This window comes from Streptomyces sp. NPDC048424, from assembly GCF_040651555.1.
Lineage (GTDB): Bacteria > Actinomycetota > Actinomycetes > Streptomycetales > Streptomycetaceae > Streptomyces.
The window spans coordinates 134,362-151,580 of sequence record NZ_JBEZKE010000009.1 but is presented as its reverse complement, the minus strand read 5'-3'; the positions used below and the strand labels follow the sequence as shown (position 1 = coordinate 151,580).

Genomic DNA, 17,219 nt, shown 5'->3' with positions numbered 1-17,219 from the left:
CGATTTGTTGACACGTAGATAAACAGCGGCCGCGCTTTACCAAAACTTGGTAATCGCGGCCGCTGTTACTCGTAGTAAATCGAACCCCGTGAACTGTCCGGAGTGTTCACCATTCCACCGTTCTGTCGTGGCCCTGGGTAACACCCTGTGTTGCTGCCCGACCGCGGCAGGTCGCACTCAGGTTATCTGGCCGTTACCCGCCAGTAACGAACCCCCTTGTGCCCCGGCCGGGAATGGACCACGATCGGCGACGCTCGGTCCTTCCCGCAGAGCCGCTCACTCGGAGCCGCGGTGAAGGGTCCCCACCGAGCCGGCCTGTGGCAGTGGCACCGGCCGTGGGACAGGGGGGTCTCTGCCACTCCGGCGGGGCCTGTCCTCCAGGTTGCGCGAACGCGTGGCCCAGTGGTTGTCGCTCGGGGGTGATCGCCGGTGTATCGGACGTGGCACAGCCGCGGCCCGGCCGCCTGCGCTTCTTCCCGAGGACGTAGCACTTCTCCCATCCCAGGACGGGCACGGCCCGGACCGGAGATGTACGTCCGAGAAGGAGGAACGAAATGAGTTCTCAGGTTCGTGGCGGGACCAGATGGAAGCGCTTCGCGCTCGTCATGGTGCCGAGCATCGCGGCCACGGCCGCGGTCGGTGTGGGTCTGGCGCAGGGTGCCCTCGCGGCGTCGTTCAGCGTCTCCGGCCAGGACTTCAAGGTCTCGGCCGACAAGCTCGACGGTCAGAACCTCATTCAGTACGGCGGTATCGCCGAGGGTCACGACCTCAAGGGCAACCCGCAGCACCACCCGGTCACCATCTCCGGGTTCAGCAACGCCAAGATCACCAACATGTGCCAGTCCCTGGTCACCCCGACTCCGCTGGGCAACATCACGCTCCAGCTGAAGACCGGTCACAAGGGCACCCCGGCCGAGGCGACCAACATCTACCTGGATGTGGCCGAGCTCGACACCGACGCCGAGTTCACCAACCTGGACATCGGTGTCGCGGTCGGCGACCCGAGCCACAAGACCAAGCCGCAGGCCGGCACGGTCGCCAGCCCGTACGCGTTCTCGCAGCGCGCCGACCGGGCCATCCTGACGAACGTCAAGCAGAAGGCGTGGGCGACCACGGCGGGCACCTTCAAGCTGCCCAACCTGAAGCTGCGCCTGCTGGGCGGCGACCAGCCGTGCTACCAGGACAAGGACGTCCAGGACTGACCGTCCTGATGCGTGACCGCAAGGCCGGGCGGCGACGGCTGCCGTCGCCGCCCGTACTTGCGGGCTCCACAGATTTCTCCGTACCACCGTTTCCAGGGAGCTGTTGTCCATGAACCCCCAGGCCCCGGTTTACGTTCGCTCAGAAGACGACGCCTGGCTCACCGTGGTGTACTACCACTTCCATGCCTGGAGCGGTCGCCGTCCCTTCTGGGCCGGGCTGTTCACGCTCCTCGGTGGCTTCCCGATCGCGTACTTCCCGTACGCGGACCTCCGGCTGGGCAACGTCAGCCTCGCGATGGCCACCACGGGTGGCGCGGGCGCACTGATCATCGGTGTACTGCTGATCACGCTGGGCCTCGCCCTGTGGTTCCAGCAGACCATCCGCGTCTTCGCCGGTGTGGCCGCGATCCTGCTGGCCCTGGTGTCCCTGCCGGTCTCCAACCTCGGCGGCTTCGGGGCGGGATTCATCCTCTCCCTGCTCGGCGGCGCGCTCGCGCTGTCGTGGGCCCCCGGGCAGCCGGCGGACGAGGAGCCGGCCGGCCAGCAGCCGGCCGCGGCCGCCGTGGACCTGGGCAAGGCGGAGGCGCCGGCGGGCATCCACGGCATTCCGGGACCCCGCGAGACGGATACGGCACACGCGAGCGAGACGACTGCCCACGCCGATGGCGGGAGGAACAGTGCGGGGTGACGAGACGCAGCGGGGCGTGGCCCCAGGCGCAGAGTCCCGTGAGACCAAGGGGCCGCGCCACGCGGCGCCCAGGAAGTCGCTGCTGAACAAGATCCAGATACCCGTCGGCAAGACGATGGCGCTCGCGGCGATGCCGACGGCCGTGTTCGTCGGGATGGGCATGGCGCCGAAGCTCGCCGTGGCCGACGACAAGGAGATCCCCTTCGCGCCCGGCCCGTGCGTCACGCGGTCCGACGAACCCGCGGAGTCCGAGTCGAAGTCGCCGTCCCCCACGCCGTCGACGACGCCTTCAGCGAGCACCTCGCCCAGCGCGACGCCCTCGCCGTCCGCGTCGGCGGCCGCGAAGCCGAAGCCGAAGACGAGTGCCTCGCCGTCGGCGACCAAGCCCCCGGCGAAGCAGGAGACGGCTCCGGCCGCCACCCCGACGCCGACCAAGAGCACGAACCCGCTGGACCCGCTGGGCGTCGGCGACGCGCTCAAGGGCCTCGTCGACGAGCTCGGCCGGCCGCTCAAGGACGGCCTGCCGAAGACGACCCCGACGCCCACTCCCACGCCCTCCACGACCGCCAAGCCGACCCCGGACCCGGCCGCGGACGCGATCCGGGACGCGGCGAAGCAGGCGGGCGTCGATGTCTCGGAGCTGTCCGACGAGGTCAAGGACACCGCGAAGACCCCGAAGGACGAGACGGGCAAGGCGGGCGAGCGCGAGAACAAGGACAAGGGAGAGGACGAGGACGAGGCCAAGCCCGAGGAGTCGAAGGACCCGGACGGGAAGGAACCCTTCCCCTGCCCGACCTACGACGCCAAGGCGCTGGCCGACGCCGAGCTGGAGCAGGGCATCCCGCTCCTGCCGGACGAGCCCTGGTACCTCGACAGCTCGCTGCTGACCCTCTACGGCCTGGACTACCACGGCATCGTCGAGGTGAAGACCGGCAGCGGCAAGATCAAGAAGGTCCTGAAGTTCACCGCGGACTCGCTGGACATCAAGGACCTGTACCAGACGGTCGGCAAGGACGGGAACGTCGCCCACCTGAAGTCCCGTCCGGGCTCCACGTCCAAGATCCGCGGCGGCACGGTGACGATGTACACCGAGAGCCTCAAGGGGAACCTCTTCGGACTGATCCCGATCGAGTTCACCCCGAACAGCCCGCCGCCCCTGAACGTCCCCTTCGCGTTCTTCACGAACGTCAAGGTCGTCCAGGCCGGCCAGTTCGGCGGCACCCTGACCGTCCCGGGCCTGAAGAACTACATCGGCCCGCCGGAGTAGTCCCGTACGGCAGCCGTCACCCGGCACACGGTCACCCGGAAACACACCGAGGGCGGCACCGCGGATCCCGATCGGATCCGCGGTGCCGCCCTCGGTCTCTGTGCGGCAGAGTTCAGGCTTCAGGCGGCGCGGCGACGTCAGTCGCGGCCGGCGTCGCCGCCCAGGTGGTGGACCCGGACCATGTTGGTCGTGCCCGGGACGCCGGGGGGCGAGCCGGCGGTGATGACCACGGTGTCGCCCTCGTTGTAGCGGCCGAGCTTGAGCAGCTCGCCGTCCACCAGGTCGACCATCGCGTCGGTGTTGTCCACGTGCGGGACGACGTACGACTCGACGCCCCAGCTCAGCGAGAGCTGGTTGCGGGTGTTCACGTCCGTGGTGAAGGCCAGGATCGGCTGCGTGGAGCGGTAGCGCGACAGACGGCGGGCGGTGTCCCCGGACTGGGTGAAGGCGATGAGCGCCTTGCCGTCGAGGAACTCCGCGATCTCGCAGGCCGCGCGGGCGACGGAGCCGCCCTGGGTACGGGGCTTCTTGCCCGGGACCAGCGGCTGGAGGCCCTTGGAGAGGAGCTCCTCCTCGGCCGCCGTGACGATCTTCGACATCGTCTTGACGGTCTCGATCGGGTAGGCGCCCACCGAGGACTCGGCGGACAGCATGACCGCGTCCGCGCCGTCCAGGATCGCGTTGGCGACGTCGGAGGCCTCGGCGCGGGTCGGGCGGGAGTTGGTGATCATCGACTCCATCATCTGGGTCGCGACGATCACCGGCTTGGCGTTGCGGCGGCACATCTCGATGAGCCGCTTCTGGACCATCGGGACCTTCTCGAGCGGGTACTCGACGGCCAGGTCGCCACGGGCCACCATGACCGCGTCGAAGGCGTCGACCACGGCCGCCATGTTCTCGACGGCCTGCGGCTTCTCCACCTTGGCGATGACGGGGACCCGGCGGCCCTCCTCGTCCATGACCTTGTGGACGTCCTTGACGTCGTTGGCGTCGCGGACGAAGGACAGGGCGACCATGTCGCAGCCCATCCGCAGGGCGAAGCGGAGGTCGTCGACGTCCTTCTCCGACAGGGCGGGGACGTTCACGGCGGCACCCGGCAGGTTGATGCCCTTGTGGTCCGAGATGACACCGCCCTCGATGACGATGGTCCGCACCCGGGGGCCCTCGACCTCGGTCACCCGGAGCTCGACGTTGCCGTCGTTGATCAGGATCTGGTCACCCTTGGCGACGTCGCCCGGGAGACCCTTGTAGGTGGTGCCGCAGATGGACTTGTCGCCCGGGACGTCCTCGGTGGTGATGGTGAACTCGTCACCGCGCACCAGCTCGACGGGACCCTCGGCGAAGGTCTCCAGACGGATCTTCGGGCCCTGGAGGTCGGCGAGGACGCCGACGGCGCGCCCGGTGTCCTCGGAGACCTGCCGGACGCGGTCGTACCGCTCCTGGTGTTCTGCCTGGGATCCGTGGCTGAAGTTGAATCGGGCCACGTTCATACCTGCCTCGATGAGCGCTTTCAGCTGCTCATACGAGTCGACGGCGGGGCCCAGCGTGCAGACAATTTTGGAACGGCGCATGACTGGATCCTATCGGTTTGTTTCGTAGCGGAATATTCCGTCTGGTGGAAAGTCCAAGTGACTACTGAGTAACGAGTGCGTACGCCTGGGTGGCGATCTCCAGTTCCTCATCCGTCGGGACCACCGCCACGGCCACCCGTGCATACTCCGCCGAAACCAGCCGCGGCTCCGGGGAGCGCGCCGCGTTGGCCTGCAGGTCCAGCGCCAGGCCCAGCTCGGCCAGGCCGTCCAGCGCGGCCTCGCGGACCTGGTGGGCGTTCTCGCCGACCCCGGCGGTGAACGCCACCGCGTCCACCCGCCCCAGGACCGCCGAGTAGGCGCCGATGTACTTCTTCAGCCGGTGGACGTACGCGGCGAAGGCGAGGCTCGCCGCCTCGTCGCCCTCGCCCGCCCGCCGGAGCACCTCGCGCATGTCGTTGTCGCCGCACATGCCCAGCAGACCGCTCTTCTTGTTCAGGAGCGAATCGATCTCATCCACCGAGAGGCCCCCCACCCGCGCCAGGTGGAAGACGACCGCCGGATCGAGGTCGCCCGAACGGGTCCCCATGACCAGACCCTCCAGCGGGGTCAGGCCCATGGACGTCTCCACGCACACCCCGCCCCGGACCGCGGAGGCGGAGGCGCCGTTGCCCAGGTGCAGCACGATCACGTTCACGTCCTCCACCGGCCTGCCGAGCAGCGCGGCCGTCGCCCGGGAGACGTAGGCGTGGGAGGTGCCGTGGAAGCCGTACCGCCGGATGGAGTACGCGTCGGCCGTCGCGGCGTCGATCGCGTACCGCGCCACGTACTCCGGCATCGTCGAGTGGAAGGCGGTGTCGAAGACGGCCACCTGCGGGAGGTCCGCGCGCAGCGAGCGCGCCACCTCGATGCCGGTCACGTTCGCCGGGTTGTGCAGCGGAGCCAGCGGGATCAGGTTCCGGATCTCCGCGAGCACCTCGTCGTCGATCACCGTCGGCTGGGTGAACCGAGTCCCGCCGTGCACCACCCGGTGCCCCACCGCCGCGAGTTCCGGGGAGTCCAGGCCCATCCCGTCGGCGGCGAGCTCCGCGGCCACCGCCTTCAGCGCGGCCTCGTGGTCCGCGATCGGGCCGAGCTGCTCGCGCTTGCCGCCGGCGGGTCCGGTCAGCGGCTCGTGCACCAGCCGCGAGGTCTCCTCGCCGATCCGCTCCACCAGGCCGACCGCGAGCCGGGACCGGTCCGCCATGTCGAGGAGCTGGTACTTCACCGACGAGGAGCCGGAGTTGAGGACGAGTACGCGCGATGCGGTCACGATGAGGGTCTTTCCTTGTCTCGGGCGGTGGGGTGCGGGAGAGGGGGAGCGGGGAGGGTCAGACGGTGGCCGCGGGCGCCGGCCCGCCCTGCGCCTGGATCGCGGTGATGGCCACGGTGGTGACGATGTCCTGGACGAGCGCGCCGCGCGAGAGGTCGTTGACCGGCTTGCGCAGACCCTGGAGCACCGGGCCGACCGCCACCGCGCCCGCCGAACGCTGCACCGCCTTGTACGTGTTGTTGCCGGTGTTGAGGTCGGGGAAGATCAGCACCGTCGCGCGGCCGGCCACCTCCGACCCGGGCAGCTTGGTCGCGGCGACCGAGGGCTCCACGGCCGCGTCGTACTGGATCGGGCCCTCGATCTGCAGGCCGAGGGCCTGCTCGCGGACGATCTCGGTGGCCTTGCGGACCTTGTCCACGTCCGCGCCCGAACCGGAGGTGCCGGTCGAGTACGAGAGCATCGCGATCCGCGGGTCGACGCCGAAGGCGGCGGCGGTGGCGGCCGACTGGACGGCGATGTCGGCGAGCTGTTCGGCGTTCGGGTCCGGGTTGACGGCGCAGTCGCCGTAGACGAGGACCCGGTCGGCCAGGCACATGAAGAAGACCGAGGAGACGATGGACGCCTCCGGCTTGGTCTTGATGATCTCGAAGGCCGGGCGGATGGTCGCCGCGGTGGAGTGCACCGAACCGGAGACCATGCCGTCGGCCAGGCCCTGCTGGACCATCAGCGTGCCGAAGTAATTGACGTCGGTGACCACGTCGTTGGCGAGCTCGACGGTCATGCCCTTGTGGGCGCGGACCTGCGCGTAGTACTCGGAGAAACCTTCCCGCAGGGGGGAGGTCGCCGGGTCGATCAGCTGCGCGCCCGAGATGTCGAGGCCGAGGTCGCCGGCCTTCTTCAGGATCGCCTGCTCGTCGCCCAGCAGGGTCAGGTCGCAGACGCCCCGGCGCAGCACCACGTCCGCGGCGCGCAGCACGCGCTCCTCGGTGCCCTCGGGCAGCACGACGCGGCGGCGCTCCGAGCGGGCCCGCTCCAGCAGCTCGTGCTCGAACATCATCGGGGTGACCCGCTCCGAGCGGGCGACCGAGAGCAGGTCGCGCAGCTCGCCGGTGTCCACGTGGCGCTCGAAGAGGCCGAGCGCGGTCTCCAGCTTGCGCGGGGTCGCGGAGTTCAGCCGGCTCTGCAGCGAGAAGAGTTCGGCGGCGGTCGGGAAGCTGTTGCCGGCCACCGACACCACGGGCGTGCCCGGGGCCAGCTTCGAGGCCAGCGTCAGGACTTCCTTGCTCGGGCGCTCGTTCAGGGTGAGCAGCACGCCGGCGATCGGCGGGGTGCCCGAGGTGTGCGCGGCCAGCGCGCCGACGACCAGGTCGGAGCGGTCGCCGGGGGTCACCACCAGGCAGCCGGGGGTCAGGGCGTTCAGGAAGTTCGGCAGCATGGCGCCGCCGAAGACGAAGTCCACGGCGTCGCGGGCCAGCCCGGCCTCGTCGCCGAGGAGCACCTCGCCGCCGAGCGCCCGGGTGATCTGGGCGACGGTCGGGGCGGAGAGCGACTTGTCGTCCGGCAGTACGTAACAGGGCACGGGGAGCCGGGCGGCCAGCCGCTCGGCTATGAGGTCACGGTCCTCCGGGGCCACCCGGTTGACGACCATCGCGACGACGTGGCAGCCCAGGGTCTCGTACGCGCGGTAGGCGTTGCGGGCCTCGGCGCGCACCGCCTCGGCGTGGTGCTTGGTGCCGCCGACGACGGGGACGACGACCGCGCCGAGCTCGTTGGCGAGGCGGGCGTTGAGCGCGAGCTCGTCCGGGAGGTTGGTTTCCGCGTAGTCGGTGCCGAGGACGAGCATGACCTCGTAGTCGCGGGCCACCCGGTGGTAGTGGTCGACCAGCCGGGAGACGAGCTCGTCGGTGCCCTTCTCGGCCAGGATCGCCGAGGCCTCCTGGTACTCCATCCCGTACGCGGTCGAGGAGTCCTGGTCGATCCGGTAGCGGGCCTTCAGGAGCTCGAAGAGCCGGTCCGGTCCGTCGTGGAGCAACGGACGGTAGACGCCGACCCGGCCCGTCTGCCGGGTCAGGAGCTCCATGATCCCCAGCTCGACGACCTGGCGGCCGTCGCCCCGCTCGATACCGGTCACGTACACGCTGCGCGTCACGCCCGCACTCCGTCCCATGCTGTGGATGTCTGTTTGGTCTGGCTTGACCCCTTGACAATACCTCTGCCAATAGATAGGGCGCCCCCCGGGAAAGGGCCTGGCCAGGAGGGTCGAAAGGCCCGGGAACCGGAGCGGCGCACAACGCGCGGCACCCCGGGCCCGTGGAACAATCGGACAGGCTTCACCATTACGCCCTTCATATGTACGGCAGGAGACACAGCACGATGCGTATCGGAGTTCTCACCGCAGGCGGCGACTGTCCGGGGCTCAACGCTGTCATCCGGTCGGTCGTACACCGCGCCCTGGTCGGGCACGGGGACGAGGTCATCGGTTTCGAGGACGGGTTCAAGGGCCTCCTCGACGGCCACTTCCGCCCCCTCGACATCAATGCCGTCAGCGGCATTCTCGCCCGCGGCGGCACGATCCTCGGCTCGGCGCGCATGGAGCGCGCCCGCCTGCACGAGGCCGCCGAGAACGCCAGTGAGCTGGCGACGCGCTACGGCATCGACGCCCTCATCCCGATCGGCGGCGAAGGCACCCTGACCGCCGCCCGGATGCTGTCGGACGCCGGGATGCCGGTCGTCGGCGTGCCCAAGACCATCGACAACGACATCTCCTCCACCGACCGCACCTTCGGCTTCGACACCGCCGTCATGGTCGCCACCGAGGCCATCGACCGCCTCAAGACCACCGCCGAGTCCCACCAGCGCGTGATGGTCGTCGAGGTGATGGGCCGCCACGCGGGCTGGATCGCCCTGGAGTCCGGCATGGCCGGCGGCGCCCACGGCATCTGCCTGCCGGAGCGTCCCTTCGAGGTGGACGCCCTGGTGAAGATGGTGGAGGAACGATTCGCCCGCGGTAAGAAGTTCGCCGTCATCTGCGTCGCCGAGGGCGCGCACCCGGCCGAGGGTTCCATGCCGTACGAGAAGGGCGCCATCGACCAGTACGGTCACGAGCGCTTCGCCGGCATCGGCAACCGCCTCGCGATCGAGCTGGAGCACCGCCTCGGCAAGGAGGCCCGCCCGGTCATCCTCGGCCACGTCCAGCGCGGCGGTGTGCCCACCGCGTACGACCGCGTGCTCGCGACCCGCTTCGGCTGGCACGCCGTCGAGGCCGTCCACCGCGGCGACTACGGCAACATGACCGCCCTGCGCGGCACCGACATCGTCATGGCCCCGCTCGCCTCCGCGACCACCGAGCTGAAGACGGTCCCCGAGGAGCGCATGTACGAGGCGGAGTCCGTCTTCTGACCCACCCGGCCAGGACCTGCGGCCCTGCCGGGCCGGGACCTTCGGCCCGACTTTCCCGCCGGACGGCCCCGGAGCCGGCGCTCCGGGGCCGCTCCGTTCCTCCGCGCCCGCGTGCCCCGGTCCCGGCTGGTTAGGATTCCGGCCGGGGGATCGGCCGGCCGAGTCGTGTGACGGACCGGGCCCGCACACCGGGCCCCCTCCTCCGCTCGCACGCACTCGATGGAAAGGTGCCCCACTCCAGTGGCGACCAGCTCCGCCGTCCGGACCGCCGAACCGGTCGAGAACCGACCGGGCCCCCGGCGCACCGGCCCCGCCGCACGGCGCAGCCCCACCGTCCTCGCCGCGGCCCTCGCCGCGTCCTGGGCGGTGCCGCTGCTGCTCCACGCGGCCGCCCTCGACGTGCTGCTCCTCCCCGTCCTGGTCCTGACGGTCGCCGCCCTGGTCCGGGTGGGCGGCGGACTGCTCGACCGTCTCGTGGTCGCGGCCTTCCTGCTCTGCGGCGCCGTGATGGGCTTCGGCCTGCTCATTTCCGTCTGGCCGTGGGGCCTGGCCCCCGTGCCCGGGGCCGGCCTGCTGCTGACGGTCGCCTCCGTCGCCGGCTGGCTGGCCCGCCGCCGGCCCCGCATCCCGCTGCGGCTGCGCGGCTCGGACGCGCTGGTCGCCGGCACCGTCGCCGTGGTCTGGCACTACGTCCACCACCCGGTGGCCGGCAAGTCGGCCGCCGACCGGCTGGCCTACTTCGTCACGTCCGAGGACCGGATGGGGCACTTCTCGTACTTCACCGGCATCCGGCAGGTCGGCGGCTACGCCTTCCTCCACCAGGACGCCGCCCGGACGTACATGATGACGCCCTCCGAGGCGGTCTACCCGCAGGGCTCCCACTTCCTGCTGGCCTGGGTCGACGCCCTGGTGACGTCCTCGGCCGAGGCGGGCTCCGCCCTCGCCATGACGAACCGGTACTTCCTCTACGTCCTGGCCGCCTACGCGCTGTTCTGCGGGGCGCTGGTCTGGGCCGCCCGCTGGATCGGCGGCCCCCGCCTGCGCGGCTGGCGCGCGGCCGCGGTCTGCGCCACCGCCGCCGCGGTGATGATGTCCGGATCGATGGCGGAGCTGATCGAGCGGGGCTTCGACTCCGAGACCATCGGTCTGCTGTTCCTGGCCGTCGCCCTGGCCCTGCTGGTGCGGCCCGCGGCGGGCCGCACCGAGTTCGTCCTCCTCGCGGCGGCCGGCCTGATCGCCGTCACCTACGTATACAACCTCTACGGCGCCCTCGTCGGCATCGCCCTGGTCGCGGTGCTGCTCGTCCACCGCCGCCGGTTCGCCGGCCGGTGGCTCCCGGTCCTCGGCGCACTGGCGGCCGCCACCCTCGTGGCGGGACTGCCCAGCGCCTTCTCCGTCCTCACCAAGCTGGACGTCGCCAAGACCTCGAACCTGGCCGGCCCGATGGTCATCCCCGACCGCCCGGTGTTCATCGGGCTCGGACTGCTCGCCGTGGTCGCGGCCACCCTCCCGGTGAACCGCCGGACGGTCACCGGGCGGACGCTGCTCGCCCTCGTCCTCGGCGGGGCCGCGCTGATCGGCGTCTTCGGCGCCTGGCAGAAGCACACCATCGGCTACTACTCGTACTACTTCGAGAAGCTGACCGCCGCCGGGCTGGTGATCGCCCTGCTCTCGCTCGGCCTGATCGGGCTGATGCTGCCGCCCGCCGGCGGGACCACGGGCACCGCGCTGCGCCGCCGCGCGGACCTGCTGCTGCGCTCCTGCCTCGCGGCGGCCGCGGCGCTGGCGCTGTTCGGCGGCGTCCAGTGGGGCGTGCCCTCCGGCTGGGGCCACCCCTCGGCCTGGTACGGCAGCCCCATGCTCAAGTGGAGCCGGGGCGAGGCGAAGAGCGGCGACATCGGCCCGCCTGCCGCCGCCCTCACCGGGCGCGACCTGCCCGGCGTCACCTCCCCGGTGATCGCCCTGTACGGCAACGACGCCTACCTCAACCTGAGGTCGACCTTCCTCGCCCAGATCCTCACCCACCAGGGCGGCAACATGGTCGGGCTGTACGAGGTCTTCTACGTCAAGGTCGGCGGACCCGCGACGGTCGGGGAGGAGGAGTACCAGGCCTCGCTGGGCCACCTGAAGACCGCGATCGCCTCGTGCCCGGCCCCGCCGACCGTCCTCGTGGGCGACCGGAAGACCGCCGACCGGCTCAGGAGCGACCTGGCGGCCGCCGGCAGCGCGGCCACCGTGGTCCACGCCCCGCTGCCTTAGCGACGGCCTACTGCCTCGGGGACGGCCTACGAGGCGCCGCCCGCGAGCTCCCAGAAGCGGTCCACGATCTCGAGGAGGAACTCGCGGCCGGCGTCGCCGCTGCCGGCCTGGCCCCCGCCGCCCCAGCTGAGCGTCGCCACCATCCGCGACTGGTAGTCGCCGTGCAGCTGCTCCAGCACCCACTCCAGGTTGGCCTTGGGGATCGGCAGCAGCTTGCCGAGCGGCTTCACGTACGCCTGCCAGCGCGTGGTCACCGCACTGCGCAGCAGCTCGGCCAGCTCGTCGTGTTTGCCGGTGGCCGTCACGAACTGGGCCAGCGTCAGACCGAGCACCGAGGCGAGGGCGGCGGACTGCCGTTCGTTGCCCCTCCAGCGCCCGGTGTCCTCCATCTTCTGGTACGAGCTCGTCTCCAGGCCGATCCGCCGGGCCAGTTCGTCCGCGGCGAGCCCCCGGGACATCCGGTGCTCCCGCAGGGTGACCGGCTCGGCGAGCAGCTCCCCGGGCGCGCACCAGAGCACCCCCGCGAGCGCGGTGAGTTCGACCGAAGACGGCGATATCTCGCCACGCTCCCAGGCCATCACCGTCTCGGGCGCGACGACGAGTCCGTACTGGGCGCGCAGGCCGTAGGCGACATGTCCGGGAGCCATGCCCAGGGCCGCGCGCAGACGACGCGCGGCGGGGGCATTGAAAGGTGGGCTGGAGTGCACACCGCACACCGTAGGAGTGGCCGGGCGACGGCGCCTACAGACCAAACAAACAAGCCCATACCTCGTAGGAAAGTCCTATGGAGATAAGGGCTTTCGCCGGGTTTCCGGGCGACTGTCCGGTAATCGGTGAGCTCGAAGATCCTTTGATAGGGGTACGGTTCCAGCCAACGCCCGCCGACGCAAGAGTCGTCACACCCTCCACACAAGATGAACCGGACACCTATTCCGTACGTGGTTCTCTGAGGGGCCCTCGCCCACGGGGGTGGCGAGGGCCCCGTACCGCTCCCTCCCCGTTCCGTCCCTTGCCTTGACGTCGGCGTCAAGGACTACGGTCGCTCCATGCGCATCGGCGAACTGGCGGAGCGGGCCGGGACCAGCACCCGGACGCTGCGGTACTACGAGTCGCGCGGGCTGCTCCCCGCACGACGGGCCGGCAACGGCTACCGGACCTACGACGAGGACGACCTGCGGCTGCTGAGCCAGATCCGCGTCCTCCAGGACTTCGGCTTCGAGCTGGAGGAGACCCGGCCCTTCGTGGACTGTCTGCGGGCCGGCCATCCGGCCGGAGACTCTTGCCCGGCCTCGCTGGCCGTCTACCGCCGCAAGCTCGCCGAGCTGGACGGCCTGATCGGCCAGCTGGCCGACGTACGGGAGCAGCTGGCGCGGCAGCTGGCCGATGCGGAGGCGGCCGCCGGAGAGGCGGCCGTACCGAAGTGCGAGATGACCGGATGAGAGGGATGGGGACATGAGGGCTCACGGCGTGGCGGAAGTGACCGACGCGGATCTCGCGGCAGAGGTGCTCGCGGAGCGCGGGCGGCCGGTCCTCCTGGAGTTCACCGCGGACTGGTGCGGCCCCTGCCGCCAGATCGCGCCCGTGCTGTCCGCGGTCGCCGCCGAGGAGGCCGACCGGCTCAAGGTCGTGCAGATCGACGCGGACCGCAACCCCGCCGCCGTCACGCGGTACGGGGTGCTGTCCCTGCCGACCCTGCTCCTCTTCCGCGACGGCGAGCTGGTGAAGCAGATCGTCGGAGCCCGGCCCAAGCGCCGGCTCCTCCAGGAGCTGGAGGAGGAGCCGGCACCTCTCAGGGCCTGAGCCAGACCGTCGCCAGCGGCGGGAGGGTCATGCGCAGGCTGGCCGGGCGGCCCTGCGCCGGCACCGGCTCCGCCCGCAGCGGCTGCGTGTGGTGGACGCCGCTGCCGCCGTAGACCTGGAGGTCGGTGTTGAGGACCTCCCGCCACAGCGGCACCTCCTCCGGCACGCCGATCCGGTAGCCGTGCCGGACCACGGGCGAGAAGTTCGACACCGCCAGCAGCTGCGAACCGTCCTGCGCGTACCGCAGGAAGGCGAACACGTTGTCCTCCGCGGCGTCCGCCTCCACCCAGGCGAAGCCCTCCGGCACGGTGTCCCGCTCCCACAGGGCGGGCGCCGCCGTGTACGTGCGGTTCAGGTCGCGCACCAGGGTCCGTACGCCCCGGTGGTCACCGGCCGCCGCGTAGGAGTCGTCCAGCAGCCACCAGTCCGGACCGTACACCTCCGACCACTCCGAGCCCTGGGCGAACTCCTGACCCATGAACAGCAGTTGCTTGCCCGGGTGGGCCCACATGAAGCCGAGGTACGCCCGGTGCGCGGCCCGCTTCTGCCACCAGTCCTCCCCGGGCATCTTGGACACCAGCGAGCCCTTGCCGTGCACCACCTCGTCGTGCGAGATGGGCAGCACGTAGTTCTCGCTGAAGGCGTAGATCATCCCGAAGGTCATGTCGTGGTGGTGGTACTTGCGGTGCACCGGCTCCTTCGACATGTAGCGCAGGGTGTCGTGCATCCAGCCCATGTTCCACTTCAGGCCGAAGCCGAGACCGCCGGAGTCCGTCGGCCGCGTCACGCCGTCCCAGGCCGTGGACTCCTCCGCGATCGTCACCACCCCCGGGCAGCGCCGGTACACGGTCGCGTTCATCTCCTGGAGCAGCGCCACCGCGTCCAGGTTCTCCCGCCCGCCGTGCTCGTTGGGCGACCACTCGCCCTCCTTGCGCGAGTAGTCGAGGTACAGCATCGAGGCCACCGCGTCCACGCGCAGCCCGTCCACGTGGAACTCCTCGCACCAGTACACGGCGTTGGCGACGAGGAAGTTGCGGACCTCCTTGCGGCCGTAGTCGAACTCCAGCGTCCCCCAGTCCGGGTGCGCGGCCCGGCGCGGGTCCTGGTGCTCGTACAGCGGCCGCCCGTCGAACTCCGCGAGGGCCCAGTCGTCGCGCGGGAAGTGCGCGGGCACCCAGTCGACGATCACCCCGATCCCGGCCCGGTGCAGCGCGTCCACGAGGAAGCGGAAGTCGTCCGGGGTGCCCATCCGCGAGGTCGGCGCGTAGAAGCCGGTGACCTGGTAGCCCCAGGAGCCCCCGAAGGGGTGCTCGGCGACAGGCATCATCTCCACGTGCGTGAAGCCCAGCTCCTTGACGTACGCGGGGAGCTGCTCGGCGAGCTGCCGGTACGAGAGCCCGGGCCGCCAGGACGCCAGGTGCAGCTCGTACACCGAGAAGGGAGCCTGGTGCGGGGGCCGCTCGCCGCGCCGTGCCATCCACTCCGCGTCCTGCCACACGTGGCCGGAGGCGGTGACCACCGAGGCGTTCGCCGGCGGGACCTCCGCGGACCGGGCCATCGGGTCGGCGCGCAGGGTGTGACTGCCGTCCGGGCGCGTGATGTCGTACTTGTAGAGCGCACCGGCGCCCACGCCGGGCAGGAACAGCTCCCACACGCCGCTCGCGCCGAGCGAGCGCATCGGGTAGGCGACGGAGTCCCAGTACGAGAAGTCCCCGCTGACGCGGACCCCCTGGGCGTTCGGCGCCCACACGGTGAACCGGGTGCCGGCCACGCCCTGGTGCTCCATCGGCTGGGCGCCGAGTGCCGTCCACAGCTGCTCGTGGCGTCCCTCGCCGATCAGGTGCAGGTCCAGCTCGCCGAGGGCGGGCAGGAACCGGTACGGGTCGTGGACCTCGATCTCGTCGCTGTCGTACGTCACCAGGAGCCGGTACTCCGGCACGCCGGTCAGCGGCAGCAGCCCGGAGAACAGCCCGTCGCCCTCGTCGAAGAGCTCGGCCCGCAGCCCCTTGGCGACGATCGTGACCGCCTTGGCGTAGGGGCGCAGCACGCGGAAGGCCACCCCGCCCCGCGCGGTACGGGCGCCCAGCACCCCGTGCGGATCGTGGTGGCGGCCCTCCAGCAGCCGGGCCCGTTCGTCACCGCCGAGTGCGGGCGCCGGCCGGACCCCGCGCGCAGGGGTGGCGCGGCGGGCCCGGGGCGCGCGGGGCTTCTTCGCCGCCGCCGGGGCGGGTACGGCTTCGTCGCGGACGGTCGGTGACGGCTGTCGTGCGGCGCTCACGCGAGCGGCCTCCTCGGGGGCTTCGGGCGGGGGTGGGGATGCGGGGAGATGGAACCGGGGGCGGGCGGGTTCGGCGGCACGCGGTGCGCGGGTCGCGAGGGTTCCGAGAGCCGCCGGATCGCGGCCATCGGGACGTGCAGCCAGTCGGGGCGGTGCCGGGACTCGTAGCGGGCCTCGTACACCGCCTTGTCGGTCTCGTACGCCCGCAGCAGGACGGGATCCTCGCGGGGGTCCCGGCCGGTGGTGCGGGCGTAGCCCTCGCAGAACGCGGCCCGGCAGTCGTCCGCCCAGGCGGGGGCGAACGGCCGGTGCGAGCGGGCGGCGTAGTCGAAGGAGCGCAGTATCCCGGCGATGTCGCGGACCGCCGGTTCGGGACGGCGCCGGTCGGCCAGTGGCCGGGCCGGCTCGCCCTCGAAATCGATCAACGACCAGCTGCCGTCGAGGGTGCGCAGGGTCTGACCCAGATGGAGGTCCCCGTGGATCCGCTGGGCGGGCACGCCCGCGCCCCGGGAGGCGGCCAGCGCGTCGAAGGCTCCCCGCAGCCCGGCCTCGTAGGGCCGCAGGGCGGGTACCTCCCGGGCGGTCGCGGCCAGCCGGGCGGTCATCCCGGCGGCCAGCCGGGCGGTCTGCTCCGGGCCGAGCGCGACGGTGGGCAGCGCGGCGGCGAGCGCGCTGTGCACCTCGGCGGTGGCCCGGCCGAGCGCGTGCGCCTCGGCGGTGAAGTCGGCCCCGGCGCCGAGCCGGCGCAGCGCGAGCTGCCAGCCGTCGTCGGAGCCGCGCAGGTACGGCTGGAGCACGCCCAGGGTCAGCGGCTCGCTCCCGGGAGGCTCGGCCTCGTACCAGGCGACGGGGGCCGGGACGCGGGCGCAGCCCGCGGCGGCCAGGGCCCGGGGCAGCTCCAGGTCCGGGTTGACCCCGGGGCCGACCCGGCGGAACACCTTCAGGATGAACGAATCTCCGTAGATCAACGAGGAGTTGGTCTGCTCTCCGGAGAGCGGCCGGGGCGCGAGCCCCGCCGGGATCGGCGTGGCCGGGTCCCGGTCGAAGCGCAGCGGGCCGAGCACCCCGGGGGAGCGCAGCCGCTCCAGCAGCATGGCCGCGAGCCGCGGGTCGCCCAGCGCCTCGTAGACCGCCCGGCCGGCGTACGGCCCGTCCTCGGCATGGCCGATCAGGGTGGGCGCGAGCGCGGGCGGCAGGGACGGGCGGATGCCCAGCAGCAGTTGGTAGCAGTCCCCGTCGACATCGAGGAGCAGGTGCAGCATCCCGGGGGTGGATCCCGGCGGCAGGAGCTCGGCCGCCGAGACGGTCCTGAGCCTGCTGATGGTGCGGCCCTTGCCCGCGAACCAGCGCTGTGCGGGCAGCCAGGCCCTCAGCATCGGTTCCAGCGGAGCGATCCCGGCGGCCCTGTCGGCCGTCAGTCGGCTCCGGGCGGATGCAGCCTCCGACATGGCGTCGCGTCCTTTCCCCGGGCCGTCACAGAATGCG

The 17,219-nt window shown here is 71.5% G+C and carries 13 protein-coding genes; 7 read left to right on the top strand and 6 right to left on the bottom strand.

The annotated features are described in order from the left end of the window. Positions 1–554 precede the first annotated feature (554 nt). From AB0D29_RS15580 to AB0D29_RS15570, 3 genes are all read left to right on the top strand, one after another. Entirely contained in the window at positions 555–1,202 is a 648-nt protein-coding gene (locus AB0D29_RS15580; protein ID WP_362800959.1) for a DUF6230 family protein, read from the top strand. A gap of 109 nt (positions 1,203–1,311) precedes the next feature. Then, entirely contained in the window at positions 1,312–1,890 is a 579-nt protein-coding gene (locus AB0D29_RS15575; protein WP_362854561.1) for a DUF6114 domain-containing protein, read from the top strand. After that, positions 1,880–3,157 carry a hypothetical protein gene (locus AB0D29_RS15570; protein WP_362854560.1) on the top strand — a complete coding sequence of 426 codons (1,278 nt, stop codon included), beginning with the start codon at positions 1,880–1,882 and terminating at the stop codon, positions 3,155–3,157. Before AB0D29_RS15575 ends, AB0D29_RS15570 begins: the two co-directional genes overlap by 11 nt. A gap of 137 nt (positions 3,158–3,294) precedes the next feature. On the opposite strand, the gene pyk is transcribed toward AB0D29_RS15570, so the two are convergent. The 3 genes from pyk to pta form a co-directional block, all read right to left on the bottom strand. Next, positions 3,295–4,728: a pyruvate kinase gene (gene pyk / locus AB0D29_RS15565; protein WP_362854559.1), complete on the bottom strand. Its 1,434-nt coding sequence runs from the start codon at positions 4,726–4,728 to the stop codon at positions 3,295–3,297. Positions 4,729–4,789: 61 nt separating this feature from the next. Then, positions 4,790–5,998, bottom strand: a complete 1,209-nt coding sequence (locus AB0D29_RS15560) for an acetate kinase (protein ID WP_362854558.1) — start codon at positions 5,996–5,998, stop codon at positions 4,790–4,792. A 58-nt stretch (positions 5,999–6,056) separates the two neighbouring features. Beyond that, positions 6,057–8,147: a phosphate acetyltransferase gene (pta, locus tag AB0D29_RS15555; RefSeq protein WP_362854557.1), complete on the bottom strand. Its 2,091-nt coding sequence runs from the start codon at positions 8,145–8,147 to the stop codon at positions 6,057–6,059. A 224-nt stretch (positions 8,148–8,371) separates the two neighbouring features. Between pta and AB0D29_RS15550 the strand changes: the two genes are divergently transcribed. Next, a complete protein-coding gene (locus AB0D29_RS15550) occupies positions 8,372–9,397 on the top strand; it encodes an ATP-dependent 6-phosphofructokinase (protein WP_362854556.1) in 1,026 nt (341 codons plus the stop codon). 240 nt (positions 9,398–9,637) lie between these two features. After that, positions 9,638–11,656, top strand: a complete 2,019-nt coding sequence (locus AB0D29_RS15545; protein ID WP_362854554.1) for a hypothetical protein — start codon at positions 9,638–9,640, stop codon at positions 11,654–11,656. 26 nt (positions 11,657–11,682) lie between these two features. Here AB0D29_RS15545 and AB0D29_RS15540 read toward each other — a convergent pair whose 3' ends face one another. Continuing rightward, positions 11,683–12,372: a helix-turn-helix transcriptional regulator gene (locus AB0D29_RS15540; protein WP_362854553.1), complete on the bottom strand. Its 690-nt coding sequence runs from the start codon at positions 12,370–12,372 to the stop codon at positions 11,683–11,685. 330 nt (positions 12,373–12,702) lie between these two features. Between AB0D29_RS15540 and AB0D29_RS15535 the strand changes: the two genes are divergently transcribed. Together AB0D29_RS15535 and AB0D29_RS15530 are read left to right on the top strand one after the other, a co-directional pair. Then, positions 12,703–13,095, top strand: coding sequence for a MerR family transcriptional regulator (locus tag AB0D29_RS15535; protein ID WP_362854552.1), 393 nt, complete (start codon positions 12,703–12,705; stop codon positions 13,093–13,095). A gap of 13 nt (positions 13,096–13,108) precedes the next feature. Continuing rightward, complete coding sequence (locus AB0D29_RS15530; protein WP_362854550.1) at positions 13,109–13,456, top strand: thioredoxin domain-containing protein; 348 nt, start codon at positions 13,109–13,111, stop codon at positions 13,454–13,456. Here AB0D29_RS15530 and glgB read toward each other — a convergent pair. After that, on the bottom strand, positions 13,446–15,734 hold the full coding sequence (glgB, locus tag AB0D29_RS15525) for a 1,4-alpha-glucan branching enzyme (protein ID WP_362854548.1): 2,289 nt from the start codon (positions 15,732–15,734) through the stop codon (positions 13,446–13,448). The genes AB0D29_RS15530 and glgB overlap by 11 nt on opposite strands. Further along, positions 15,731–17,182 carry a maltokinase gene (locus AB0D29_RS15520; protein ID WP_362854547.1) on the bottom strand — a complete coding sequence of 484 codons (1,452 nt, stop codon included), beginning with the start codon at positions 17,180–17,182 and terminating at the stop codon, positions 15,731–15,733. The genes glgB and AB0D29_RS15520 overlap by 4 nt, the downstream gene beginning before the upstream one ends. Positions 17,183–17,219 lie beyond the last annotated feature (37 nt).